This window comes from Candidatus Defluviibacterium haderslevense, assembly GCA_016712225.1.
Taxonomy (GTDB): domain Bacteria; phylum Bacteroidota; class Bacteroidia; order Chitinophagales; family Saprospiraceae; genus Vicinibacter; species Vicinibacter haderslevensis.
Map to the genome: position 1 here is coordinate 3,956,478 of JADJRL010000003.1, position 26,013 is coordinate 3,982,490.

Here is a 26,013-nt window from a genome sequence, read left to right on the forward strand (position 1 = left end):
TGATAAAAGATTAACAAAATAGCCTACCCGACGCTTCGGTCGGGACAAGTCCCAATGCTGCGGTCGGGACAAGGCAGCGAGATCCCGTTTTACAACGGGACAAGACCTCTGTATAGACGTAATTGATTGACTTTCCAATTTTTCCTATAGGTGACTGATCTAATTTAAGATGGGAAATGTATGATATACTATGACATTCACGTCTAGTTTTATAAATAAATATTTTGGAATAGATACTTAAGGAGAATATGTTAAGTTTGCATGTAAAGTAACTTAGATTAATTTTATTTCTTAAAATCATATCCTAATGAAAACAAATATTATATTGCTATTTGTGATAATGTGCTTGATTAATTCGGCAAATGGACAAAATATTGATTCAATTGCAATGAATCAAGTGGATAGTTTAATTAAGCTTTGTAAGGTTTATAGAGATAAGCAAGATGGAAAAAGTGCATTTGAAACTATTGTCTTGGCCGAAAGTATCGCACTTGATAAATTTGGAAAAAATTCAAAAGAGTATGGAGCTTGTTGCAATAATCATGCTGTAGTATTAGAGTTATTTAGTAAAGATATAGATGAAACCATAAGATGGTATAAATTAGCAATATCCATTCGTGAAGTTGCACTTGGAAAAAGTCATATTGATTATTGTATAAGTCTCGTCAATTTGGGTACTGTTTATGGAAAAATGAATAATTTTACTTTGGCTGAACCGCTTATTATTGAAGCTAAGAACAATTTAGAGTTATCAAATAATAAAGATCACAAACTTTATACCTTTTGTCTCAATAATTTGGGGATAATTAATATGGAAAACAGAAAGTATGATGTTGCGGAACGCTACTATTTGGAAGCTAAAGACATTAGAGAGAAGCTAAGTGGAAAATTAACAGTTGAATATTGTGGAAATCTTATAAATCTGGCGAAACTCTATTTCAATATGGCTTATTATGAGAAAGCCGAGCCTTTGCTATTAGAAGCAATTCAAATTTTCAAAGTAAATATAAAGACACTTAACCATCCCTTTTATTCCAATTCATTGACGCAGTTGTCATTAATGTATAACAAATTAGGAAAATTTAATAAAGCTGAGCAGCTTTTTCTTGAAAATTTGAGTTTAATTGAAAAAAATATTGGGGTTGATAATGAAAAATATGCAGCAAATTTAAATAACATGGCAATGCTACATATGGATTTGGGTAATTATGAAAAATCGGAAAAATACTTTTTGGAAGCTAAAGCAATTAAACAGAAAATTGTTGGAATTACTACTGTCAATTATGTATCTACGATTCAAAATTTAGCAATCCTTTATTCTAAAATGGGCGATTTTATTAAATCAGAAGAATATTATTTAGAAACTAAATATTTATTAGATTCGGTAAAACAAACAAATCATCCTGATTATGCAGATTTATTAAATAATTTAGGTTCTGTTTATTACTATTTGAAGAGATATAATGAGGCAGAAAGTCATTATTTAATGTCTATTGAGTTGCATGAAAAACTTTTTAATGCTGATCGACCAGAATTTGCCTCTGCATTAGAAAATTTGGCTAATTTATACATGAAGTTGGGTGAATATTCAAAAGCCGAACCATTAATTGAAAAGGCTAAAAATAAAATTGAAGGAGCTTTTGGGAAGCAACATCTGGAATATACTCAGGCAATATTTAATTTGGCTAACTTGTATTTTTTAAAAGAAGATTTTAATAGGTGCAATTTTTATCTTAATGAACTTGATACCTTGGATCGAGCATTAGTGAAGATGGCTACTCAACATCTATCTGAAAATGAACTTCAAAAATATATAAGTATTTTTTCCAGAAGACAAAATTTTATGTTTTCAATTGCTCATAATATTTCTATTAGTAATGAAATTCGAAATTTTACTGAAAATACAATCTCTCAAACATGTTATAATAGTATTTTATTCTATAAAGGAATTTTATCAGATATGGTTGAAAATACTAAAATTTTAGCTGCTTTAGACTCAAGTGCCTTTGAAAAATTTAATTTACATAGATCCTATTTGCGAAGCTTGGCTCAACAATATTCTAAAATAAAATCAGATCGAGATAGCAATTATGTTGTCGATTTAGAAATGAAAGCAAATGCACTTGAGAAAGATTTGAGAAGAACAGTTCAACCTTATCAAAATAGATTCCAACAATTAAATTGGAAAGATATACAAAATAAACTTAGGCAAAATGAAGCCTGCATCGAATATATTTATTACAATTATTCCCTTAAAGGATTATCAGATAGCAATTATTATGCAGCAATGATCCTTACAAAAGATATAGCTAAGCCCTATTTTCTTCCATTGTTTGAAGAAAGTAAATTGAATTCATTTTTTTTAACAAAAGGTGAGAATAAGACAGATTATGTTAATGCGATTTATACTATGCAAGATCGAGGAATAGTTAATCAGGAAAGTAACCAAATGCCAATGTATGAGTTGATCTGGAAGCCATTAGAGGGTCTATTGAAAGGAATAAATAAAATTTATTTTTCGCCTAGTGGATTGCTTCACCGCATTAACTTAAATGCTGTTCCTATTTCAAATGAAGAAACATTAGCTGACCGATATCAATATATTGAGTTGAATAGTACTCGAAAGTTATTGGACGATAACGAAATTATTATAAATAATAATGATGCTGTTTTGTATGGAGGAATTAACTTTGAAAAAGATACGACTTTATCTAAAATGGAATCCACATCGAATGATGTGGCAATGGCTTCTCGATCTGTTTCTGAGTTTTCTTTTAATTCTATTGAATCTACCTTGCGAGGGGGATCATGGGCTTACCTTTTAGGGACTGAAAGAGAAGTGAATGCACTTGAAAAAATTATGCAGAGTGCAAAAGTATCTGTAAAATTAGTTAAGGGATTTGCGGCTACTGAAGAAAGTATTAAAAGTATTGGCAAGAACAAAATGCCTTCACCAAGAATGCTACATATAGCTACTCACGGTTATTTCTTTCCAGATCCAAAAGTTAATACGGTTTTTGGATCTTTAAATAATCAAGAATCGAATGTATTTAAAACCTCAGACCATCCCATGATGAGGTCAGGCTTAATTATGTCTGGAGGAAATGCTGCATGGAATAAAATGAATTCATCTAATGATAAAGAAGATGGAATATTGACGGCTTACGAAATAAGTCAAATGGATCTATCCAATACGGAATTAGTTGTTTTGTCTGCTTGTGAAACAGGATTAGGTGATATCCAAGGAAATGAAGGTGTTTATGGCTTGCAGCGTGCCTTTAAAATTGCTGGTGCCAAGTATTTGATTATGAGTTTATGGCAGGTCCCTGACAAACAAACATCCTTGCTTATGACAACGTTCTATAAAAAATGGCTGGTCGATAAATTATCCATTCCTCTGGCATTTCAAGGTGCTCAAAAGGAATTGCGAGAAATGGGATTCGATCCTTACCAATGGGCAGGGTTTATCCTTGTTGAGTAATGTATTATGATAAAGAACTGTCTGATCAATTAAGAGTTCCAATAATTTAGGCGGTTTGTGAGTAATTTCTTTAAATGCTTGTAAGGAAATAATTAATTAACTTTATTATAATTATGTAAAATGTAATTATTGTTTATATCATAGTTTGTATTTTATTACATTTGCAATATATTATACTTAAAAATTAATTATTTAATGGCTTGGCTAATTGAAAGTAAGCTGAATTTATAAGTTGCTATTCTTTACAATTTTTGAAATATCGACAATATTTAATTGTTGTACATTTATGCTTGATTAAGACTGAGCATTGCTCTAAGCACAAGTATATATGTTGAATTTCAAATTATTGCTAAATAAGTATAATGATACAGATATACTTATTGAGGCCTTAAGACTTGAAAAGACTGCAGCAATTGAATATATTTTGAAGAAAGTTGAAAAAAATTGTGCTTACTATATAAAAAAAATCGGTTTAAGTGATGAAAGTTTACCAGATGTATTGCATGATGGTTTGATATTGCTTATTGACAAAATTCAGTCAGGTAAATTTGACTCCGCCCAAGCTTCGCCTCAAACTTATATGATTGGAATATGTAAAAACCTTATATTAAACATGTCCAGGTCAAAGAAATCAATAAAAGCTATAGAACTTGAAGAATCCATGCAATGGTTTGAGGATGAAATCAACTTAAGTATTCATTTTAAGGAAACGAGTTTATTGGTTCAACAGATGCTCAATGATTTAGGGATGCCATGTTCTCAACTGATTCAATTTAAGTACATTGATGGTTATAGTGATGTTGAACAAGTGGAACAAAAATTAACCCATTTTTCAAATTTAGATTCTCTGAGAGTTAGCCGCAGCCAATGTATGAAAAAACTCGTAACGATGTCTTTAAAATATAAATCAATATATGAAAATGGAAGATATTGAAAGATATATAAACGGGGAAATGGAAGTTGATGAACGTAGAGATTTTGAATCCAAACTTCAAAATGATACCCAACTACAAGAGGAAGTTAATCGTGTTTCCCTTTTAATTTCTAATTTAAAACATATTGGTCTTTCAAATAAAATTAAACAAGTTCAAAACAACAATAGATATACAAATAAATTAATCCAAATTTCAGTTGTAGGAATTATTTTAGTTATTCTTGGACTGTTATACTTTTTATATCAAAAGACAACAGATAAAATAGCTCCAACTGTACCACAAAACTTTAATACGACCCCAGATTCTATTCAAAATCAAAAAAATATTAATTTAGATACTTCACAACCAACCAATATCGAGCCAATACAAAGAGAAGGCAAACCAGAAAAGTCAGAGCAACCAATAGCATCAAACACTCACCCAGTTAAGAGATTGAATTATGAAGAAATAGCCATGGAGTTTTATTTTGAACCAATGGAAATGGCTTATTTAAGGGGTGAAGATATAGTTGCCCCAATGGATTCAGTCAAATTCCTATACAATAATGAAGAATTTGGAAAAGCACTTACAATATTAAATAAATTAACACCAGATCGTGAAGTTGATTATTTTAAGGCTCATGTATATTTTAGAATGGCTCAGTATTCTAAGTCTAGTCAATTTTATTTAAATACATTAGCAAGAGAAATAAACATAGAAAAAAAAGAGCATATAGAATGGTATCTATTGCTTAATCAACTGGCCTGTGGTATTTCGTGTAAGGTTCAATTTGATGAAAACTTACTAAGGATTTTAAATAATAAAAATCACAAACATTATATTGATGCAACAAAACTTAAATTGAGATTAGCTTAGCTTAGTTTGTTTTTTTGTTTGTATCCCCTATTCCCTATCCTTTTATTGTTTAGATTTTTTGGTAATAATTTTTTTCCTAAACTAAATAATGACTTAAGGTTTTTACTTAGTCAGCTCTCAATATTCCAAGATTAGTCCATTTATTATATTTCTTTTATACTTATTCAATCATTTGGGGTATATACCTAGTTTTTTTTTCAGAGCAATTTAGATACATTATGCTCATCTTAATAGATTGATTATCAACCTAATTATGCTTTATAATGGTGTTTAAATCAAGTTTGTCATTGATTCTATTTATTTTTTTTAAAAAAAACTTGATTCATGCTTTACATTTTTTAAAGTAATCTACAATATCTCTATAGAAAGCATGATTAATCGGCTTTTTAAATTATTAAACCATTTTATTAGGTAATTGGAATTGACTGAAATGAATAAGTTGAGAATTAGTTGGGCTATTTTTACAATGTGTATAATTGGTACTGCAAAGGCACAAATGGGGACTACCTCAGATATTCCTATTGCCTCTGAATTTGCTATCCCCATTTCACCTGCGTTTGATCTTATTGGAGTCAATAATGCACTTGTTGCTAGACCTGGAAACATTCGCGATTTTAAAGTGGATTGGTCATTTAAATCATGGCGCTTAAAACCTAACATCGCACTTCAGGCTCAGCCAATTTGGGAAATCTTGTATAATCGAAGTTCCTTGGATAAATATCGAAAAGCATCTAAGCTGATGCAAATGCTTTCAACAGTAGATGTTTCAGCGGGAACAATAGAAGATGAGACTCTTGTGAGAAGATTATCTTGGGCTACAAAGATTACTTTATATCGGCAAAAAGATGCTTTATTAAATCCTTCTCTTTTTCAAAAAACGGATAGTTTATTTAATGAACGAAGAGTTCTAATAACTGAAAAACTTGAAGTACTTAAAAATGATTTAAAAAAACAAAAAGTAAAAGAAAAGAGAGATTCTATTAAAGCGCTGATTGAAGAAGTAGATTTTGAATCTGATCTTTTGGATATCGAACAGAAACGCAACAATTTGGATATTGCCTCAGCGTTTGCCAAGAAAAATTGGAATGCTTCTTTTATTGATGTAGCTTTTGGAAGAATTTATTCATATACAAATGATACGCTTTCTAAGCTTAATCTTAAGGGAAGGGGCATTGCAGGATGGGCCAATTTTAGTATAGGAATCGGGCCAAAAATATTACTCACCTCTTTAATTAAAGCGGTTATGATATCTGATGATTTTACAGGCTTTAATACAAATATTCTGAGTGCCGGAATTAATTTTAGATATGGTTCTCCTAAGTTTAATTTTTTTGCAGAAGGAGTTTATTCTAAATCTAATAATAATTCCATATTTGATAACAAGACCATTAATTTAAGCCAAGCTAACGCCCTGTCGACTTCTTATGGAGGAGATTGGCGATTAAGCAGGAATGTGATGCTGTCTTATGGAATTCGTGTTGATTATAGTGAGACCATTAAATTTCAGAGAATTACTCCCATAGCGGGAATAGCTTGTATGATGAGATGATTTTAATGTGTTAATGGCTTGAATGAATTGAATTTCAATAAATACTTTTTTATAGTACTTATGGATCGTATTTTATTTTAAAAATAAATTTAAATTATTAAAAATGAATCTACTATTTTATGTAAGGATTTTTAGCACTGTGCTAGCTTGTTTTTGTTTTATGAGCAATTCTTTTGTTTATGCCCAAAAAGAAGATGTGGATGAAGTAAAAATGTTTGAACAGTTGAAGTTGGCGCAAGAATATGCTAATTCAATGAATGCAAAATTGAACAAAGCCATTCAAAAATCAAAATCTTTTAAAGAAATGAATGCTAGTTGGGAAAATATAGTTAAGTCTGATCCGTCTAAAGTAGAGAAATTGCTTAAAGAATTTTATACAAAATACAAAAATCAAATTGAGCAAGCTAAAATTGAATCTAATTATAATGAGAAGGCGATCGCAGGTAAAATGGCAGATTACTTGAAGGGTTTTGGTTATAATATAGATATAGGTAATGGAGCATTTCTTATATCAAAAGGTTTGGTTGATATTAATGATATTGTAGCATATGAGCCAGCTAAGTGCATAGATTATGAAGCTAATGAGTTAGTATTGGGATCATACACAGGTCCACCCAGTATGGGAATTCTTTTTGGCAATACTGCCATTGGGGTGGACAATATGGAACTTGATAGAAGTGGAAATGATTTGTCAGGTAGGAATATAATTGTCGATACAAAGGTATCAAATGGACGTTTTGGTCAAGGATTCTCTAAGTTGTTAAAAGTGAAAGTGCCTAAGGAATTTTCTTGTGCTGATTTGAAAATAACATGCCGTTTGGAAACCAAAGAAGAGGTCTTTGGCATTTCTTTCATAGGAGCCGACGCTGAATCAATAGCTAGAGTAAAAGTCAAACGGATTGGGTTACCGGGCAATTTTATGTCGAATGGTGAATTATATACAGGGAGACTTTCTGCTGGGTTTGGATCAATTAGAACTAGAGTTGAAGCACCTATTGTCGTTGACGAGAATGAATTATATTCACTTAAGGTCAGTAAAATAATTAGGGTTAGATCAGAAGATGAATTGGAGATTCTGTTTGAGGCTGCATCACATGTAGAAGCTACTGTTGGATTGCCTGGGCGTGCTGTTGGAAGGGTAAAAAATATAGTTGTATCCATGTGTAGATGTGATTGATTTAAATTTGAGATGAAAAAGCTTGAAGCAAAAGCCTTGAATAGAATTAGATTTATATTTTGGCTTTAATAGCAATTGTATTTTGAAAACTATTGTAATTATTCCAAATATGGGTTGAATAATTTGGTAGATATTTTTTGTGTATACTCCGATTTTGATTTAACATGTAATAATAATTCTATAAAATAAAATATTTATGATAAAATCTTCTAGATTATATAGACTCTGTTTTTTTATAATTGCATTTTATGGATATTTACAAAGTGGGATTGCCGAAGAAGTAATCTGTAAGATGACTATGTGTGGGAAGACTTATGGTCCAAATGACAGGCCAAATTTAATTGACCGTGATTCATTTACAATTAGGGTTTATGGCAAATATGCAGATCTAGTTGAAAAAGCAACATGTTCCCCAATTGATCAATTGTATTCTAATAGAGAGTTGAGAATAGGTTCGAAAAAAGGTATGACTTTTAATCCCTGTGAATCCTATGTTGATATTCATATAAGAATTGGTACTATGTTTCATAGCGTAAATAATATCACGATAACCCTTTTTGGAAAAAATGTACTCGGTCAGGAAACTAAGACTTTTAGTTTTGCATTTAATCTAATTCCACTTATACCAACTATTCGGAAGATAGATATAATGGATCATGGAAACCCTGTCTCTGATTATGCACTATATGAAGGGAATATTTATCAAATGCTTCTTACAGGAGAAGGTACTGAAATGTTGAGCATTGCTAATTCAAATATTGAATTTGTAGACTCTTTTCATAATAGAAGTATTGTAAATAATTACATAGTATCTACCTTATATCGGGTTCAATTTAAAAAAGGGGCGACATCTACTTTGAATGAATTAAATACAAAATACTTATTACCTCATTGTCAAGTCAACCCAATAATCTTTAAATTTGCACAGCCGTTTAAAATTTTGTCTTTTGTTGGACCAGATTTAGTTGATGCCGGATTGAATAGAAAATTTGGAGGAGTGGCTGCTGTTTGTTCAGGTAATAATGTTACTAAAGTTAGTACCAACAGAACCACTCTTGATTTAGTTCGTGCACAAATTGCTTCACCCACTACTGCTAATCCTGTGGTATATCAAGAAGTAAATTGGCCCGATATCAGATGGGGTGTTAAAAATATTGGGGAATCAACTACAACTTCTTTTACCATCCAATTGAAGGATAGCAATACCCTACTTCAGAGTCAGACTTTAAGTGGTTTAGCATCTGGGGAAGAGAAATTATTTACTTACATACGACCTAAATCTAAAAAAAGTTTATATAGAAAACTCGGTTGTAATCCAGACCAGGATGTTTTTATTAATATCATAACACCCAGATCAGAGGCTGATCTTGTAAGAATGGAGCCATATATGTGGTCAGACCCTTTAAAATATACTATTGTGATTGATGCATTTCAAAAAGTGCTTGAAACCGATGAAGCAAATAATATAAAAGAATATTAATTTTTGTTTCAAAAAGACAAATTGAAATTTAATTCAAATAGAAAGGTATTCCTGAATCCATTCTATTTAAAAGAGTGATTTATAAAAAATTGTAAAACAAAAAATTATGAAAAAATTATTTAGAAGAAGGATTACTTATTTATTTGCGATTAGTTTCCATTTGGTTTTACTGACAAGTTTTGAAAGTAAACTTTTTGGACAAGTATTGATTCCGGCTATTTGTAATGAATCACCTGGTGCAAGATGGACTACTTATATGGATTGGATAAAACCTACTGCGCCTGTGACCAATGGTCTGGTATTCAGTTTGCAGAAATACAATCTTGGGAGTATGCCCTTAACTGCATCTGCAATTCTCACAAACACACACAATTTGACCGCTACCGGAAATGTATCTTTTATACTTTCAGATCGAGTAGGAAACAGTTGTTTAAAAGAAAAAAATATTTCACTTAGAAACCCGGTGACTTGTGTTTCACAATTGGTAACGATTAGTGGACAATTTGGCGTAGGACGCAATCCAGCACCTACTCCCGGGTTCATCACTTTAAATGGACAGCTATATAAGTACTTGGCATCAAGTGGCGACATCCATTCTTTTAAGCGAGAAGGTATAAATGAATTATTAGTTATCCACATTAAAAAAACCTCTGTCAATTAATATTTTTAAAATCGTTATAAATAATTTCCAATGAAGACAAATGCTTTAATTTTTAAAAACAACTCAATGAACTTACTTAAGTTATTGTATCCATTTTTATTTTTCATTTTGGGCAATGTATTACATGCTCAGGATAAAGAATTCAAAATTAAATATCCCAACGGCTTAGTTTATCAAGAGGGTAAATTGATTACCAATTTACAATGTGGTCCAGTCATACAAATTACAACTTATGATTTCAAAGGAAGGATCATCAAAAAGGAAGACTTTCAAAAAGGCAATAGATGTGGTCCTACCAAGGTATATGACAACGAAACATTAATAAAAGACATCGTATTTAAGAATAATCTTATGGAGTCATACATATACTATATTGATGGAAAGGTTAATTGTCAGATTTCTGCTGATCGGAACAAGATCATACATAATGGAAAAACTGTAGATATTAGATGGAGCAAATTCTATCATGTAATTGATGATAAGAAATTTATGTTTTTTGATAAAAAATCATTTGTAGATATTTTTAGAAAATTTATGGTTCCTGAAGATCTAACACAAGCTTTGGCAGATATTTCAGCATTGTATGATGGAAAAGATGTATCTGGAAAAAATGCGGTTGTTGGGGGATGTGGTAGCAAAGTAGCCGTAATAAATGACTTAGGTGCTGATTTTAAGAGTACAGATGCAGCTGGTCAAAAAAAATCTGCTGATGCTGGTGCAGCAGTATTAAATGCATGTTCTTCATCAAGAAATGCTGACCTCACAGCTCCTTTTAATGGCAAAACTGGTGATGCAGCGCGTGCCGGAAGAATTGATAAAGCTAGATCTATGCTGGACCAGGCGATTGAAAACTGTGGATCAAATGGTTCAAATTTGAATTCTGGTGGTTTGGTATCCATGGATCCATTTTCTGGTGGTGCAACAATGGTTAATTTGGTTTATGATGCTGCTACATCAGGTGAAGCTGTTGCTGAGGTTATACAATCTGGCGAAGCTCTTGAGGCAACAGCTGCCGGATTTGAATCTGCAGGTGCTGCGGGAATGCATTCTTCATTACCAGTAAGGCTTGCAAAAGCAGCTGAAACTACTATGAAAGTTTTTAGACCTTTAGCTGCTGCTGTATCGAATTCCACAGCGGGTGCAACTGCTGGAGCTGCTGGAACAACTACTGGAGCTACAGCTGGAGCTGCAGGAACCACAGCTGGAGCTGCAGGAACCACTGCTGGCGCTGCTGGAACTACAGCTGGCACCACTGTTGGAGCAGGAGTTGCAACTACAGTTGCGGCTGCAGGACTCGTCATTGTTGGAGCTGTTTTAGTTGGAGCAATTCTTTATGAAGGAGTTAAGTCATATGAAGCCGGAAAAGAAGCTGAAGCTTCAGATGCAGTTGGGGCTCAAGCTGATGCTGCATTAAAAGAATTAAGGGCACAACAAAAAGCGCTTGAAGACGCAAACAGATCAGCAAAGAATGCAAATCCACCACCAAAGACTGGTGGTGGCAAATCGACACCAATGCCTCCAGGTATGGGTTCGGAAAATGGTTGTGAACGATTAAAGCGATTTAAACAATATTGTGATGATAATGGGTGGAAAACAAGTGATTGTGAGGATGCAGCTAGACTTTGGGGTGGGTGTAAAGGTGATATTCGTGAGATGTATGTAGCAGGTGATGGTAATGTTAGTAGTGTGGGCTGTCCCCAAACCTTGTCAGCTGAGGATTTGGCAAGAAAAGAGTGTGCAAAAAGGGGAATGATTGCATCAACTATATCTGGAGGTACTTTTTGTAAATCTAAAGGGGGAATACAACCCTCATTACCTCCAGTAGTAGATCCCAATGTAGTCAATCCGGCACGTGGTGATTTTAGCACGGTTTTCAACAATACCTCAGTAAAAGTGATGGGCAGTAGCACAGAATTATCCAGCAATTTGAAAAGTTCTACCAAGAAAACCATGGTAGTCTTTATGGACCCCGACTGTCCTTCCTGTAAAACCATGAGTTATACCTTGAAGTCGCCTGAGGTGCAAAGTGCTGCAGCAAACGTTAATATTCTGGTCATCGATGGTACTTTGGCACCTGAAGTTATACGTGACTATAAGATTTCTGCTTATCCATCAACGATGTTGATTAGCAATGGCAAAGTGTCTCCTATGACTATTGGAAGCATGTCTTCAAATGAAGCCATTAATTTTATGAAAGCGGACTAATTTTTTTTTAAAATTATGATGTGTGTTAGAATAGATGGAAATTTTAACACACATCATTTTGTATTATTAAGTTGTGCAATCAGATGAATTGTTAAATTAATAAAGTATGTTCAAAAGATTGTCTTTAGCTCTTTTTTTTTAATGAATAGGTTTAATAATATTATGCAAAATAAATTTTCATTTTATTTAATAAGTTTGATGTTTTTATTTTATAATTCATTTGCAAAAGCCCAGGAAACATTTTCCGGGGGTCAAGGAATTTATCCTAACATTCTACTTAAGGATCTGCAAATAGTCAAAATCTCAGGATTAAAATTAACTTATCGTTTTAAGGTTCAAAATCAAACGAAGAATTCAGTGAATTTGGACGAAATTTATATTACAACAGAAAAGGAAATTATTTCACAAGCTACAACAGATTTTAACAGATCGACAAGTGAATATAGCGAAATATTTAGTGGGCTTTTATCAGATGATCACTATAAAATTAGTAACAAACCACTTATAATAATTCCTCGACAAACTTTGACTGTTAACATTACAGTAGATAGTGGAGACTTAGAACCCACTTCTGGTTTATGTCCTTTTTTAAAGGTAACCATATTAGAAAATCCTAATCCAATGACGCTTCCGAATTTTTATTTAAAGAAAATAATAAAAACAAATAGAAGCACTTGTGATTATTAAATCATTTAATTTAGGTAAGAAATTTAGTAAGTATCTTAAATATTATGAAATTTCTAACGAGCTTTTTAATTTGAAAAAATTAAACAAAATCCAATTAATTATTAAAAATAAATTTATGAAAAACAGTGTTCTAATTTTTATTTGTTCATTAACAATACAATATTGTTATAGTCAAAATTATTTTGTCACAGACATTGAAGGCAGGGATCAAGTTTTAGCAATTTCTACAGGTAGTGCATTTGGCAGAATTAAAGCAGCTGATAATTATAATTTATTAGCAACATTATTAGGAGACAATCCAACAACACATTTAGCGCCGGGTCAAAGTCTTATCGATCCAGTAAACCTAACAATGGGAGGTGTAAATTTTAACTTACAGCCTTTTGTATACAGAGAATCTGGAAATTCTAGAATGAAGAATCTCCCAATTGGATCAAAATTATCTCAATTTCTTTCTGATCCATTGCAAGGTGAAAAATTTGACCTAACATTGCCATTCACTGACAAAAGAGTAGCGCTTTCTGATCGTAGTGCTTTTATCCGTTTGGGAAATGATGGACCTGGATCAGATTATCATACAGCTATTGATTTCGATAGAACCGATGATTTGTCAAAAGGTTTTGATATTATAGCTGCAGCAGATGGGATTGTGTTAAGTAATCCAAGTGATGGACAACCAATAGTTTTATTGCACACTACACCAAAAGGAAAAGTGTTTATTACAATATACCAACACTTAAATCCATCTTCTAAAAGCCATTTAAATGATGGTGATACTATTAAACGAGGTGATAAATTAGGATTTTTACAGGAAGGCGGTTATACTCATTTACATTTTGCTGTTGCAGTAAGAGTTGATGGTGGTTTTGTTGGAAAAGTTATGGTTCCGGAAAGATACTATTTAATCGATCCGTTTGGTGTTTATGATTATCGTAAAAATTATCAAAGTAGCACAACATACAATTATTTGCCAAATAATGACTTAACCAATATTGTTGCTGGAATAAAGGGAGTAAATGTTTTTATGACTAACCCGATCAACGGATCTTTTTTCTATAAAGATGAAGATTGTCTCAGTTTCGATCCTAATAAATTAGTGATAAAGAAATTGAGTTCCAATCAGTTTAGAATTGAATCAGGGAATCATTTGATGAAGATGTTTTCTACCATGGAAGAAGCCGGAAATGCACTACAGATAATTAAGCGAAATGGTTATACCAAATCTTGTTTTATAGGTAGACCTAATCCTTCTTTTGAGTATTATAAATAGATTAGTTTTAAATTTTTCAGCTTGGTTTGATTTTTACTTACAATTCAAGCTTTTTACAAAAATATGAATATATGTTGTTTGAATAAAATGGGGGTTGAATATTGCGCTCCTATTCACTCGGCTCAATATGTATTAACACATGCCCTATTTGAGGAATTTCTTCGCGCAATAGGTCTTTAAGTTTGTGTGCAATATCATGTCCCTCTTTAACTGTTATTCTTGCATCTACAATGGCATGAAGGTCTACATGATATTGCATACCAGCTTTTCGAATAAAACATTTTTCAGTATTAATAATCCCATCAACTTTAAGTGATACTTCTCTAATTTCAAAAATGAGATCATCATATACATGTTCATCCATGATTTCACCTAAGGCTGGTCTAAATATTAGGAAACTATTATAAAAAATAAATCCGGAAGCAAATAAAGCAGCCCAATCATCAGCGGATTCATATCCTTTTCCTAGTATAAGCGCTATTGAAATGCCAATGAATGCGGCTACGGAAGTTATGGCATCACTTCTGTGATGCCAGGCATCAGCCTTAAGTGAAGAGCTATTGGTTTCATTACTGTTTTTGATCACTATTCTATATGAAATTTCTTTCCAAATAATAATGAATCCAAGGACTATAAGCGTCCATGCTTTAGGTAAATCATGAGGAGTTCTAATATTGAGTATGCTCTCATAAGCAATTACTGTTGCTGAAGTTATTAGGAAACCAACGACTAAGAAAGTTATTAAGGGCTCAGCTCTTCCATGTCCATACGGATGGTTTTCATCTGCAGGTCTATTGGAATATTTTATACCAAATAAAACTAAAAAGGAAGCAAAAATATCTGTGGTCGATTCTATGGCATCAGCTATTAAGGCAAAAGAATTTCCAAAATACCCAGCCAAACCTTTAACTATGGCCAGACAAGTATTTCCAATTATACTGAAATAGGTGGATTTTACGGCTTTTTGCTCATTAGTTTTAGGCGTCATGGTGGCTAGCTAATATTAAAGAAAAAATTACAAGGATCAGTGTTTATAAGCCAAATGTAAGTGAATATTTAACAATAACCCCTTGTTGTTCTATATAAGGCAAAATAGGCTTCGATTCCAGACGATTTGCGTTAAATGTTGAGTTGTAAACGATATATAAATCTGTGCCCTCTTTTGGATTGTAACGGACTCTTATATTTCCACCGAAAGTTGCACTTTGGTCATCATATTGGGCGAGCATTTTGACGGACAATTTGGTGGATTTTACAATACTTAAATCTAATGAAAACAAATTACTATTAAAAATTGAATGATCTGAAGTTGAAAAATTTTCAGGAAATTTAATATGATTATATTCATATTTTAAACCAACTCTAAGATAGCGATTTATTATATAATCAAAGTAAGGATTAATCGTAGTTAAAGCTCCTCCGTAGAATCCACCAAATTTTGTATATAATCCGAAAGTATAACCTTTAGATTGATCAAAAAATAAATCTGAATACAAGGTGTACATTTTATAATATCCGGATGGGACTGTAATGTAATCGTTCAATTGCCAACTGTTAAACAATCGGTCTTCTGTATAAGCAGCTGGTGTGAATTCAAAAGTAGAACCTTTGTTCCCAGTTAAGCTAAGAGATATGTTTGCAGATTTTGTTTCTGTTAATTGTGAAAGTTGTTTCCATCTGTAATGAAGATCTGAGTTGACAGACCAAAATGTAATTTTTTTATTTCCACTAATTTTATACCGTCTGCCATTACTGATTGAAATAGAACCGTAATCATTTTCGGGATTGAAGCCTAATGCTGGATAAAATTTATTTCCCACAAGGTCAAAATTTAAACTGTGGGTAAATCCTACATTAACATTTTTAAAAGCGAAAATATTAAAAAAAGTATTTTTGTCAATGGCTTTAGTGACTAGAGAATCATATGTACTTACAGCTCCAAAACCGAGTAACCATTTGTCATTAAAAAAATGAACCGCATCTACAGCAAGGGTTTGGTTTGATATTGTTGAGTTTTGAGTCGATATTCGATTTGTTATTATACCACCCCAAAAACTACCATTGCTTCCATAATATTTTCTTAATCTTGCAACGCTAAAATTTTGGGCGGGAATATTTAGATCTCTAACTTCACTTGTTTGCATATTTAAAGCACCAATCGCCCATCCATTTTGTTTTCCGGTAAATCGAATGCCAGCAATTATAGGAATGATAGTGCCATTTTGAAGTCCGATTGTACGTGAATTAAATAATGCAGTGCTTGACCCAATGGAATAGCTTAACAGGTTTTTCGATTCCAAAAAGAAACTTCTTTTTTCAGGAAAGTTGACAGCATATTTGCTTAAATTGATAATGCGATTATCCACTTCTGCTTGAGAAAAATCAGTATTTATTGTAAGATTTAATGTAAAATTTTTTGTTATTCCATACTTGAGATCTGCACCAATATTACTTAAAATTTTATCAATTGCATCATTTTTAATATATTTTTTGGAAGTAAAAAAAGTATTTTTTGCAACATATTTAGTCCCTGCTTCATTTAGGGTATGGTCTTGATTAAAATTGGCAATAATATAAGGTGTTATGTAAACTGGTTTCTTTGTTTTTAAATTAGAAAAAATTAATGTTGCCGCTTGACTACAATTATTCCATTGGTTTTTTAGCGAAGAATCGCATTTTGGATAAGTTATTAATTCATTTTTTCTCTTAATGAGTCTTGCAAAACGAAATCCCATGATTGTATTATCCTTTTGTTGAAACCTAAGTGAAGAAAATGGAATTTTAAATTCGCAGGTATAACCTAAACTATCAATTTTTGATATGACGTCCCAAAAATTATTATAGTCATTATTCATGCTATTTCCATTGTTGGTTACTTCTGAATCAAATCTACCATTAAGTGAATTAGAAACAAACAGTACAGCATTGGATTTATCATTGTAGGTGTCTAACTGTACAGATATACCGTCATCCTTTCCCAATTCAAAATCCCGATTCATAAGGAATCGAACTAATTGAGTAGGAAAACTATCATAGCAACGAAAGCCAACATATAAGTAGAAATTATTATAAACCATTCTCACTTCCGTTTTCTCAGTTGGAGGTGCACCTGGTGTAGGAGTAGTTTGCATAAAGTCTGTCAATGGAGTAACTTGTTTCCAAATGTCTTCATCCAAACGGCCATCAAATTGGATGTCATCGGAAATACGTATCGGTCTATAGACTTCCTGCCCTATACTTTTGTAAGAAATCAAAAACCCTAAAATGATAAATATATAAACCCTATTAATCGAAAAGTACATCTGCAAATTTATGTACAAATGTAATATTCTTGATAAAGTGTTTAATTATTTTGTATTGATAGAGTAGAAAATGTGCTTTATCATAAGATAAACGAAATTTTATGTTATGATTTAATCGATTTTATGTAGATTAGCCTATTCATATTAATGGTTTTGCCAATCTAATATCTTTAATTTTTCAAAAAAATCGACCTCATTGAATTCATGCACACCTCCCGGGTCTAGATCATCCATTAATAGATCTTCAATGGATATCCTTATTAATCTTTTGCATCTATGCCCTATCGAGCTCATCATTTTTCTAACTTGATGAAACTTTCCCTCCGTTAAAGTAATGGTTAGCCAGGTTATAGGGATGTAGGAAGCTATAGGGGTAGCTAATTTGGATATTTTTTCAGGATCCTTAATAATATTTACCTCACATTTCGATGTTGTATACTTCTGATCGCCTTTGACGCGTATTTCTACTCCATTTCTTAATTTGTCTAAGCTAGAATCAGTCATTATATTTCTAACTTGAACTAAATAAACTCTTTTATGGGGAATTGGACCTTGGAAAAGTAATTTAGTAACCTTTTTATTGGTTGTCAAGATGAGTAATCCTTCTGATTGTTTATCTAATCTGCCAATAGCGTGAATTCCTACAGGAAATTTATAATCAATTTTATCCAACAAATTGACATCGTGTGAACTGATGAATTGAGAGACAACATTTGAAGGTTTATTGATGATAAAGTAACGATGAACACTTTCGGGCATGTTTTAATTCATTAATTTAGATCAAATATTTCAGAATTATTAATAAGACCAGGTACTTAAAAGGCCCTTTTTCTCAAATGAATAGAAATAAAAATCAAGTAAAACTACAAAAAATGAACTTAAAATTATTAAATAGTTCAAAAGAATGTCCAACTATTAATAACTTTTGAAAATACCAAAGTATAAATATTTAAAAAAAATTTCCTTCACATCTCGCAAAGACTTTTATTAAGTTTTAACTTAGTTAGTGTGTTTTTCAATGATCTGGCTTAATTGATAGGCGGAAATAACTCCAGATTGTCTCCATTTAATTTCACCATTTTGGAAGAGTATCATAGTAGGAACACCTTGGATTTTGTATGAATTTGCAATGTGTTGATTCTTGTCAACATCAATTTTGATGATTCTTGCTTTGTCTCCTATTTTTGATTTTAGCTCTTCAAGAATTGGTTTTAATGTTTTACACGGCCCACACCATTCCGCAAAAAAATCAACCAAGGTTGGTGTTTCGCTCTGAATAATTTCTGAAAATTTTACTGACATTTAAGAGTGTTTAATATTTATTTTTAATGTGACTTTAGATTTAATAGAATTTGAAATTAGGCAAGCAGCTTCTGATTTTATTAATATTCTTTCTGCTTTTTCAATACTAGTATCAATTGGAATCGTTAAAATAGGTTCAAGGACAATTTCTGTCATCAGATATTTGCCTTCTATTTGCTCTAATTTACCAGATGCAGAACAAGAAAATTGATCAAATGCAAGTTTTGAATTTTCTGCTATGGCTAAAAACGTAGTCATAAAACAACTACTAACAGCAGCTGTTAATAAGTGTTCTGGAGACCAAATGCCTTCCATTCCCTTTGGAAATTGGGGAGGGGTTGCGACTTCAAAGCTTTCATTTAATTCAGGCGATGACATTATGCCTCGTCGATCAGCTATCCAATTCAATTGTGTATTATATTTATGATTGTCCATATTTATTTGTTTTTTATTTCTTCGAAAATGATTTTTTCTTCTTGGTGTGATGAATTGGTCTGATCTTGAATATTACACTGATTAACACCACAGCATCCTGTATTTGTTACCGCTTGAAATAAAAAAAATAGGGCTATTGCACCAGATAATAAATCATGAGTTTGAAAAGCTTGCACTCCAATAAAAATACCAAGACTTAGTCTAAGCCAACGCATTAAATGCCAATTTCTAAATAAGTATTGCTTAATCATCTTATCTTATTTTGTAATGAACTCCAGCTGCCACCATTATATACGTGAGCGAATCCATTTGATTGCAATAATGTTTTTGCAAACGCACTTCGTGTTCCGGATGCACAACAAGTTATAACCGGCTTATTTTTTGCCTTTAATTTGGTTAAGTGGCTTGATAGTGTATCTATTGGAATGTTTAACGAATCTTTAATATGACCATGTGCATATTCACCTTTGCTTCTAACATCTATAATGATGGCACCATTTCTAACCATCTCTGCATAATCAACTTTTGGTCCTATACCTAGAATTTTTTTAATCGTATTTATCATATTCTTGTTTTAAATATTTTCTTTTAATAATGGTTTTGTACAAAAAAACCAATCCTGACATGTTAATTCTTTATGATTTTCCATTCGATCTTTGGCTACACCACATGACCCAGCTGTAGGGATTATTACATCATCGCCTGGTCGCCAGTCCGCTGGTGTAGCAATGCTATGTTTATCCGCTGTTTGCATGGCTATTAAGGCGCGTTTTATCTCATCGAAATTTCTCCCTAATGATAAGGGATAATAGATTAGAGCTCTAATCATTCCTTTTGGATCAATAAAGAATACTGCCCTAACCGCTTTAGTTGAACTTTCTCCAGGTTGAATCATTCCATATTTTCTAGAAATATTCATGGTTATGTCTTCAATCAAAGGAAAATTAACTTCGATATTTTTCATTCCCTTGTATTCAATTTTTTCTTTAATAGTACGTAGCCATGCAATATGACTATATAAACCATCCACAGATAGTCCAACTAGCTGACAATTCAATGCATTAAACTCTGGTTCCATTTTTGCAAAGGTCATAAATTCTGAAGTGCAAACAGGAGTAAAATCCGCGGGATGACTGAAAAGTATAACCCATTTACCATTGTAATCTATCGGAAAGTTGATTTCGCCCTGTGTTGTTACTGCCCTAAATTCAGGAGCCTTATCCCCTATTCTTGGCATTGCAATGATTTGTTCTTGAGCTTCCATAGAATTTGTTTAGATTGTTTTAGATTTAATAAAATTAACATCCATCCAGGATCCTCCATTGTAGCACTCTATTCCTACTTCACCCAGAAAACGATTGGCCTGACCACTTCGGTTGCCTGAAGCGCAGCAAAGCACTAAGGGTTTAGAAAGAACTTGTAGTTCAGTGATTCTCTGTGGAATCTCTTGTAGGGGAATATTTATCGATCCTACTACATGACCACCTAAAAATTCCTCCGGGGATCTAACGTCAACTATGGTTCCCTGATTTTCTAAAATAATTTTTTCTATATTCATAATACAATTTTTTATTTTTCTTTTTTAAAAATATTTACAAATAATCCACCCATTACGGCGCCATATATGGAGCTGTTTAATGGCTTTGAAGTTATTGCACATGTACCGCTGACGCAACCAATATAATAGTAATATAGAAAGCCAACGACAGCACCACAACATATGCCTATAATTGAGTTTTTATTTTCAATGATAAAATTCATATTAATAAGATTTTACAGCATCACTTAAATCATATACACCAAATGGTAATTCTAAGTTTGAATCAATTATACTGCTTCCTGCGGCACTACGATATCCTCCAGCACAATGTACAAGGATGGGTTTATGAGTCGGTAATTCATTGGTCCTTTCTCTAAGTTCATGGAGCGGAATATGGATTGCGTTGGTAAATATTTTTTTAGATATAACTTCATCCTGATTCCGAACATCAACAATGGTAAATGAATCTTCATTGGATTTTAAACGGTCACTTTCAAAAAGCGGCATTTGGGAATTTCCAGAATTTAAAATTATGGCCTCTTGAATTTGGTTTTCATAACCAATTTTTGCTATTCTATCAATTAATTCAATGATATCAGCTTCTGTTTCACCTATTAAATAAAAGGGTTCCATTGGATTTACAATGCTTCCTAGCCATGTTTCAAATTTCACATCATTCATTAAATTTATGGCATTTTGTAAATGTGATTTTTTAAACTCAACCTGATGTCTTGTATCTATGATCAAAATGTTTGGATCAAGATGGATATGTGGAATTTGATTTGTGTCCACCTTGCTAATTTTAACATTTAAGATTCCTGATTGATAATCAGGTGCACCTTTTTTATTTAAAGTTACATTGTATTGAAAATATTTTGGAATAAAAGGCTGGTTGGCCAACAAGGTGTCAATAAATGTTTCTTTTGACATGTCTTGTAAGCTCCAGTTCGTGAATTTTTCTAAACCAATGGTACTTGTCTTATCTGAGCTAAGTGCCTTTCCGCACAAACTCCCGGAACCATGTGCAGGGTAAACGATTACATCATTGTGAAGTGGTACTATTTTATGTCTTAATGATTCATACATTTGTTCAGCTAGTTGCTTGCGCGCTGCAGTTATGTTGCCAACTTGTTCTCTTAAGTCTGGCCTTCCGCAATCCCCTATAAACAAAGTATCACCGGTAAAAATAGCATGTTCCCTACCCTTTTCATCTTTAGCTAAAATACTAATACTGTCTGGAGAATGTCCAGGTGTATTCATGGCAATTAATTGAATGGATCCTAAATGAATTACATCCCCATCATCGAATGTTTGATGAGGGTATTCTGCACCTAATAATTTACTTACAAATATGGTAGCACCTGTAGATTTGTAAATTTCCAAATGGCTACTTACAAAATCAGCATGAGGATGCGTTTCAATTACCGCAGTAATTGTTGCATTATTTTGTTTTGCATATTCAAAGTATTCTTCAGGGTTTCTACTAGGATCAATGATAGCCATTGAACCATTATTAGATATAGCATAAGAAAAATGAGCTAAATTTTTATCTTCAAACTGCTTGATTTTCATAACTTTTAATCATTTGTTATGCAAAGGTATCATTCAATGTATTCGGATTCTGCTACTTTTGTTACGTAGTGTGAATAATATCATACATTTATTTTTACTTTTTTGAAGATCCCATAAAAATGTTGATATTCTAGTGTGGGTCAGTCTAAAGATTATAAAAATTTACTAACCAGTATAACCTGACTACAATCCTCTTTCCTCTAGTTTAGGGATAATATCTTAAATGTCAGTTGATTAAAATAGCATTTCAATCTATATCAGAAGATGTAGATTGAAATGCTACTATGATTTCGTTAAAAAATACAGCAATTATTCCTTTTTCTTAGTTGAAATACCAAAAGGATAATACAATGGGCAGAAACTGATAAAACTTGTCAGAATAAAAATTAAGGCAATTCCCAATAAAATGGTGGCGGTTAAACCAGAAATCATATTTGTGAAATATAAAATGGCTATTACTATCGCAATTGTAATGCGAATCCCTTTATCCAAATTTCCCATGTTTGCTTTCATAAAATTAAAATAGTTATATTGTTTGAAATTAATAATAAGACAATATTAAATATTCTAAATTTTGAAATTTGTAACTTTTGTTACACAAGGGTAATTTTATTTCTTCCGAGTGTTATAATGCCTTCGTTTTCCATTTGTTTAAGGAGTCGGGAGATCACGACTCTTGCCGTTCCAAGTTCTTGGGCTAATTGTTCATGTGTAATGGATAATGTTTTGTTTTTTGAAAGTTGGCTTTTATTTTGTATGTAGTCAAATAGTCTTTGATCTAATTTGTGAAATGCGACGGCATTAACTACGTCCAAAAGTTCCTCAAATCTTTTATGATATAAATGAAATATATAGTCGAGCCACTCTGGATATTCCTTTATCAGGAGGCTAACTTTCTCAATTGGAATAAACAAAATTTCAGAATCCTCTTCTGCAATTGCCTTGATTTTACTGGTATCTTGGTGTATACCACCTAAAAATGACATGATGCAACTTTCACCGGGTTTAATGTAGTATAATAGTAATTCTCTGCCATCATCATCTGTTCTCATTACCTTAATATTGCCTTGACGAACTATAGGTATGGATCTGATATATGCATTTTCATTTAAAATGACATCACCCTCCTTAAATGATTTAACAAACCCCAATTCATTAAGTTTTTCTGATAAATGAAGGGAAGTTTTAAAGCTAGAATTTGAATTAGGTTTCATTTGGTAAAAATACTAAAAGTATATAAGAATAGAAGCAATAGGATGAAGTTAAAGATCATTTATTGCTTATTTTTTGAGATTATTGCTCAGGTCTTATGTTATGAAAAGGACTTTTTGAGTCAAGCATTATAGATATTTGTCAATTTCATTATAATATATTATTTTATTTTGATTCAATCTAATAATTAGTTTTGGGATATTTTTAGTTAGCGATTTTGAAATCCCTAATTTAAAGTATAAATTTGTGCGATATGAATAATTTAATTTTATTGCTAAAATCTTATGGAGTATTAAAAAGGTTAGTTATTGGTATTCTACTATTGAGTATTGTTTATATCATTGGCGTCTGGGGCTTTGTTTGTATTGAAGATTATTCTTTTTTGGATGCTATTTACATGACCATGATCACCATTACTACAGTTGGATTCAGTGAGGTAAAACCATTGACCGAAAGTGGTAAAATCTTTACAGTTATTTTAATTTTTGTAAGCGTTATTACTTACGTTTACGCATTATCTGTTGTTACTTCATTTATAATCGAAGGAGAATTTAGAATATATTTTAAACATCTGCGTGTGAAAAAGGAAATTAGCTTATTATCTGACCATGTTATTATTTGTGGTTTTGGGCGAAACGGTCGACAGGCTTGTAAACAACTTGCATCAAGTCACCGAAAATTTGTCGTTGTAGAAAAAGACAAAAATATTATTGAGCAATTTAGTCTGTCTGATAATATACTTTTTGTAGAAGGTGATTCAACGGAAGATAGCGTATTAGAAGCTGCTGGCATTCATCGTGCATATGGATTGATTTCAACGTTGCCTGAGGATGCAGATAATGTATTTGTTGTGCTTACGTCTCGTGAGTTAAATTCTAAATTAAAAATTGTAAGTAGAGCATCTAATGATAGTGCAGTCACTAAATTAAAGCGTGCCGGAGCAAATAATGTGATATCTCCTGATAAAATTGGAGGTACACATATGGCCATTTTATTGACTAAACCTGATGTTTTGGAGTTTATAGATTACATCTCAGGTAATTTAGATATCCGAATAGAAGAGATCAATTTTAATCAATTGAAAGATCAATACAAAAACAAATCTATGCATGAACTAGATATTTTTGGAAATACGGGAGCGAATATAATAGGGTTTAAAGATGATAATGGGGAATATAACATTAACCCTTCAATGGATATGAAGATTATACCAGATTCGAAGGTATTTGTACTCGGCTTCTATTATCAAATTAATCAATTAAAAGAAATTTATTTTAACACCTAATTCACCAGTTGATTTATATTTAACATTCATATTTAGGTCAAAGTATTCCACTTTTTGGAGTGCCATTGTTTCAAATATATAATTTGTACAATTAGAATGATTCCTGTGGATACCACAATGGATGTTAAAGTCGAGGATAAATTCCAATCATTAAACAATTGTAATACCCATCTTGAGATATGATTATTTGTAAAATGGGATCCGAAAAACAAATTAGTGGTTTTTAATAGAGAACCCAAATATATAATAATGGTAAGAGTAACCGAAAGAATAAGCCATAATGTATTGCTGATTAATGGTTTATTAGATTTAGTCGACAGATTTAGGACTTTTGACATGACTTTTTGATTAAAATCAGCAGATGGTTTTTCCAAAGCTACTTTTTTAATAGTTTGTCTGGTCCAAGAATCTAAAGGGTCTGGAATATTATTATTCATAAATCAAAGTTGAACATTGTGAATGAAGACTAAGAATATTAAATAGTTTTTTTCGGCTCCTAAAAAGTTTGATTTTAATGTTTTCAATCTTCAAAGATAAAATATTTGAAATTTCTTTTATAGGTAATTCCTCATAGTAATATAATTGAATGATCATTTGTTCATCTAGTTCGAGTTTAGAAAGGGCTTGTTGAATTAGATTGGTTTGTTCTTTTTGTTCCAACTTTGCAAATATATGATCTTGTTCGATGATATCTTGATCTGCAACATTAGCTATATCTTCAACGGATGTTTGCCTTTTCTTATACTTTAAATGATTCATACAAGTATTATAAGTTATGGTATAGAGCCAAGAACTAAATTTGGATTCACCTTTAAATTGTTTCAAGGATTGATAACATTTAATAAAGGACTCCTGAGCAATGTCTTCGGCTTCTTCTTTATTATCAAATACTCTAGAACAAATGGTGAAAACTAAATTTTGGTATTTGGATACCAAAAGCGAAAATACTTCAATATCTCCTTCTAAAATTCGTCGAATATAAATTTTTTCTATTTCTCGCTCCATTTGTTAATTAGACGCTTAAAGATATCATTTGGTTACAAAAAATATATTATTTTATCCAAC

At 32.0% G+C, this 26,013-nt stretch carries 26 protein-coding genes; 11 read left to right on the forward strand and 15 right to left on the reverse strand.

From position 1 onward, the window contains the following. Positions 1–307: 307 nt before the first annotated feature. The 10 genes from IPK88_15575 to IPK88_15620 all read left to right on the forward strand — a co-directional run bounded on the left by IPK88_15575 (position 308) and on the right by IPK88_15620 (position 14,300). The gene (locus tag IPK88_15575) at positions 308–3,481 is read left to right on the forward strand and encodes a CHAT domain-containing protein (GenBank protein MBK8244844.1); all 3,174 of its coding nucleotides are present in this window, start codon (positions 308–310) and stop codon (positions 3,479–3,481) included. Between the two features lie 328 nt (positions 3,482–3,809). Then, positions 3,810–4,415 (forward strand): sigma-70 family RNA polymerase sigma factor, encoded by a 606-nt coding sequence (locus tag IPK88_15580; protein ID MBK8244845.1) that lies wholly within the window; start codon positions 3,810–3,812, stop codon positions 4,413–4,415. Next, a complete protein-coding gene (locus tag IPK88_15585; protein MBK8244846.1) occupies positions 4,402–5,271 on the forward strand; it encodes a hypothetical protein in 870 nt (289 codons plus the stop codon). Before IPK88_15580 ends, IPK88_15585 begins: the two co-directional genes overlap by 14 nt. Before the next feature lie 430 nt (positions 5,272–5,701). Beyond that, positions 5,702–6,820: a hypothetical protein gene (locus IPK88_15590; protein MBK8244847.1), complete on the forward strand. Its 1,119-nt coding sequence runs from the start codon at positions 5,702–5,704 to the stop codon at positions 6,818–6,820. A gap of 103 nt (positions 6,821–6,923) precedes the next feature. Beyond that, positions 6,924–7,997: a hypothetical protein gene (locus IPK88_15595; protein ID MBK8244848.1), complete on the forward strand. Its 1,074-nt coding sequence runs from the start codon at positions 6,924–6,926 to the stop codon at positions 7,995–7,997. Positions 7,998–8,193: 196 nt separating this feature from the next. Beyond that, entirely contained in the window at positions 8,194–9,477 is a 1,284-nt protein-coding gene (locus IPK88_15600) for a hypothetical protein (GenBank protein ID MBK8244849.1), read from the forward strand. Between the two features lie 106 nt (positions 9,478–9,583). After that, positions 9,584–10,138 (forward strand): hypothetical protein, encoded by a 555-nt coding sequence (locus IPK88_15605; GenBank protein ID MBK8244850.1) that lies wholly within the window; start codon positions 9,584–9,586, stop codon positions 10,136–10,138. A 66-nt stretch (positions 10,139–10,204) separates the two neighbouring features. After that, a complete protein-coding gene (locus tag IPK88_15610) occupies positions 10,205–12,343 on the forward strand; it encodes a hypothetical protein (protein MBK8244851.1) in 2,139 nt (712 codons plus the stop codon). Positions 12,344–12,505: 162 nt separating this feature from the next. Further along, the gene (locus IPK88_15615) at positions 12,506–13,030 is read left to right on the forward strand and encodes a hypothetical protein (protein MBK8244852.1); all 525 of its coding nucleotides are present in this window, start codon (positions 12,506–12,508) and stop codon (positions 13,028–13,030) included. Between the two features lie 115 nt (positions 13,031–13,145). Beyond that, positions 13,146–14,300, forward strand: a complete 1,155-nt coding sequence (locus tag IPK88_15620; protein ID MBK8244853.1) for a M23 family metallopeptidase — start codon at positions 13,146–13,148, stop codon at positions 14,298–14,300. Positions 14,301–14,409: 109 nt separating this feature from the next. Here IPK88_15620 and IPK88_15625 read toward each other — a convergent pair whose 3' ends face one another. From IPK88_15625 to IPK88_15685, 13 genes are all read right to left on the reverse strand, one after another. Then, on the reverse strand, positions 14,410–15,288 hold the full coding sequence (locus tag IPK88_15625) for a cation transporter (protein ID MBK8244854.1): 879 nt from the start codon (positions 15,286–15,288) through the stop codon (positions 14,410–14,412). A gap of 43 nt (positions 15,289–15,331) precedes the next feature. Beyond that, positions 15,332–17,554 (reverse strand): carbohydrate binding family 9 domain-containing protein, encoded by a 2,223-nt coding sequence (locus IPK88_15630; GenBank protein MBK8244855.1) that lies wholly within the window; start codon positions 17,552–17,554, stop codon positions 15,332–15,334. 192 nt (positions 17,555–17,746) lie between these two features. Continuing rightward, positions 17,747–18,361, reverse strand: coding sequence for a pseudouridine synthase (locus IPK88_15635; protein MBK8244856.1), 615 nt, complete (start codon positions 18,359–18,361; stop codon positions 17,747–17,749). Between the two features lie 240 nt (positions 18,362–18,601). Further along, positions 18,602–18,904: a thioredoxin gene (gene trxA, locus IPK88_15640; GenBank protein MBK8244857.1), complete on the reverse strand. Its 303-nt coding sequence runs from the start codon at positions 18,902–18,904 to the stop codon at positions 18,602–18,604. Beyond that, positions 18,905–19,339, reverse strand: coding sequence for an OsmC family protein (locus IPK88_15645; protein MBK8244858.1), 435 nt, complete (start codon positions 19,337–19,339; stop codon positions 18,905–18,907). 2 nt (positions 19,340–19,341) lie between these two features. Further along, positions 19,342–19,587, reverse strand: coding sequence for a hypothetical protein (locus tag IPK88_15650; GenBank protein MBK8244859.1), 246 nt, complete (start codon positions 19,585–19,587; stop codon positions 19,342–19,344). Further along, positions 19,587–19,904: a rhodanese-like domain-containing protein gene (locus IPK88_15655; GenBank protein MBK8244860.1), complete on the reverse strand. Its 318-nt coding sequence runs from the start codon at positions 19,902–19,904 to the stop codon at positions 19,587–19,589. The genes IPK88_15650 and IPK88_15655 overlap by 1 nt, the downstream gene beginning before the upstream one ends. 9 nt (positions 19,905–19,913) lie before the next feature. After that, positions 19,914–20,603: a peroxiredoxin gene (locus tag IPK88_15660; protein ID MBK8244861.1), complete on the reverse strand. Its 690-nt coding sequence runs from the start codon at positions 20,601–20,603 to the stop codon at positions 19,914–19,916. Between the two features lie 9 nt (positions 20,604–20,612). Further along, positions 20,613–20,897 (reverse strand): rhodanese-like domain-containing protein, encoded by a 285-nt coding sequence (locus IPK88_15665; protein MBK8244862.1) that lies wholly within the window; start codon positions 20,895–20,897, stop codon positions 20,613–20,615. Positions 20,898–20,908: 11 nt separating this feature from the next. After that, positions 20,909–21,100: a hypothetical protein gene (locus tag IPK88_15670; GenBank protein MBK8244863.1), complete on the reverse strand. Its 192-nt coding sequence runs from the start codon at positions 21,098–21,100 to the stop codon at positions 20,909–20,911. A 1-nt stretch (position 21,101) separates the two neighbouring features. After that, positions 21,102–22,451: an MBL fold metallo-hydrolase gene (locus IPK88_15675; protein ID MBK8244864.1), complete on the reverse strand. Its 1,350-nt coding sequence runs from the start codon at positions 22,449–22,451 to the stop codon at positions 21,102–21,104. Positions 22,452–22,760: 309 nt separating this feature from the next. Beyond that, positions 22,761–22,964 (reverse strand): DUF2892 domain-containing protein, encoded by a 204-nt coding sequence (locus IPK88_15680; GenBank protein ID MBK8244865.1) that lies wholly within the window; start codon positions 22,962–22,964, stop codon positions 22,761–22,763. A gap of 80 nt (positions 22,965–23,044) precedes the next feature. After that, entirely contained in the window at positions 23,045–23,665 is a 621-nt protein-coding gene (locus IPK88_15685) for a Crp/Fnr family transcriptional regulator (protein ID MBK8244866.1), read from the reverse strand. 251 nt (positions 23,666–23,916) lie between these two features. On the opposite strand from IPK88_15685, the gene IPK88_15690 reads away from it, so the two are divergent. Further along, positions 23,917–24,948 (forward strand): NAD-binding protein, encoded by a 1,032-nt coding sequence (locus tag IPK88_15690; protein MBK8244867.1) that lies wholly within the window; start codon positions 23,917–23,919, stop codon positions 24,946–24,948. A gap of 32 nt (positions 24,949–24,980) precedes the next feature. Here the strand turns inward: IPK88_15690 and IPK88_15695 are convergent, their stop codons facing one another. Further along, the gene (locus IPK88_15695) at positions 24,981–25,385 is read right to left on the reverse strand and encodes a hypothetical protein (GenBank protein MBK8244868.1); all 405 of its coding nucleotides are present in this window, start codon (positions 25,383–25,385) and stop codon (positions 24,981–24,983) included. Next, positions 25,378–25,953, reverse strand: a complete 576-nt coding sequence (locus IPK88_15700) for an RNA polymerase sigma factor (GenBank protein MBK8244869.1) — start codon at positions 25,951–25,953, stop codon at positions 25,378–25,380. The genes IPK88_15695 and IPK88_15700 overlap by 8 nt, the downstream gene beginning before the upstream one ends. Positions 25,954–26,013 lie beyond the last annotated feature (60 nt).

Coding starts and splice junctions, on each gene's coding strand:
- IPK88_15575 (MBK8244844.1), top strand. CDS start 308: ATGAAAACAAATATTATATTGCTATTTGTGATAATGTGCTTGATTAAT.
- IPK88_15580 (MBK8244845.1), top strand. CDS start 3,810: ATGTTGAATTTCAAATTATTGCTAAATAAGTATAATGATACAGATATA.
- IPK88_15585 (MBK8244846.1), top strand. CDS start 4,402: ATGGAAGATATTGAAAGATATATAAACGGGGAAATGGAAGTTGATGAA.
- IPK88_15590 (MBK8244847.1), top strand. CDS start 5,702: ATGAATAAGTTGAGAATTAGTTGGGCTATTTTTACAATGTGTATAATT.
- IPK88_15595 (MBK8244848.1), top strand. CDS start 6,924: ATGAATCTACTATTTTATGTAAGGATTTTTAGCACTGTGCTAGCTTGT.
- IPK88_15600 (MBK8244849.1), top strand. CDS start 8,194: ATGATAAAATCTTCTAGATTATATAGACTCTGTTTTTTTATAATTGCA.
- IPK88_15605 (MBK8244850.1), top strand. CDS start 9,584: ATGAAAAAATTATTTAGAAGAAGGATTACTTATTTATTTGCGATTAGT.
- IPK88_15610 (MBK8244851.1), top strand. CDS start 10,205: ATGAACTTACTTAAGTTATTGTATCCATTTTTATTTTTCATTTTGGGC.
- IPK88_15615 (MBK8244852.1), top strand. CDS start 12,506: ATGCAAAATAAATTTTCATTTTATTTAATAAGTTTGATGTTTTTATTT.
- IPK88_15620 (MBK8244853.1), top strand. CDS start 13,146: ATGAAAAACAGTGTTCTAATTTTTATTTGTTCATTAACAATACAATAT.
- IPK88_15625 (MBK8244854.1), bottom strand. CDS start 15,288: ATGACGCCTAAAACTAATGAGCAAAAAGCCGTAAAATCCACCTATTTC.
- IPK88_15635 (MBK8244856.1), bottom strand. CDS start 18,361: ATGCCCGAAAGTGTTCATCGTTACTTTATCATCAATAAACCTTCAAAT.
- trxA (MBK8244857.1), bottom strand. CDS start 18,904: ATGTCAGTAAAATTTTCAGAAATTATTCAGAGCGAAACACCAACCTTG.
- IPK88_15645 (MBK8244858.1), bottom strand. CDS start 19,339: ATGGACAATCATAAATATAATACACAATTGAATTGGATAGCTGATCGA.
- IPK88_15655 (MBK8244860.1), bottom strand. CDS start 19,904: ATGATAAATACGATTAAAAAAATTCTAGGTATAGGACCAAAAGTTGAT.
- IPK88_15660 (MBK8244861.1), bottom strand. CDS start 20,603: ATGGAAGCTCAAGAACAAATCATTGCAATGCCAAGAATAGGGGATAAG.
- IPK88_15665 (MBK8244862.1), bottom strand. CDS start 20,897: ATGAATATAGAAAAAATTATTTTAGAAAATCAGGGAACCATAGTTGAC.
- IPK88_15670 (MBK8244863.1), bottom strand. CDS start 21,100: ATGAATTTTATCATTGAAAATAAAAACTCAATTATAGGCATATGTTGT.
- IPK88_15675 (MBK8244864.1), bottom strand. CDS start 22,451: ATGAAAATCAAGCAGTTTGAAGATAAAAATTTAGCTCATTTTTCTTAT.
- IPK88_15680 (MBK8244865.1), bottom strand. CDS start 22,964: ATGAAAGCAAACATGGGAAATTTGGATAAAGGGATTCGCATTACAATT.
- IPK88_15685 (MBK8244866.1), bottom strand. CDS start 23,665: ATGAAACCTAATTCAAATTCTAGCTTTAAAACTTCCCTTCATTTATCA.
- IPK88_15690 (MBK8244867.1), top strand. CDS start 23,917: ATGAATAATTTAATTTTATTGCTAAAATCTTATGGAGTATTAAAAAGG.
- IPK88_15695 (MBK8244868.1), bottom strand. CDS start 25,385: ATGAATAATAATATTCCAGACCCTTTAGATTCTTGGACCAGACAAACT.
- IPK88_15700 (MBK8244869.1), bottom strand. CDS start 25,953: ATGGAGCGAGAAATAGAAAAAATTTATATTCGACGAATTTTAGAAGGA.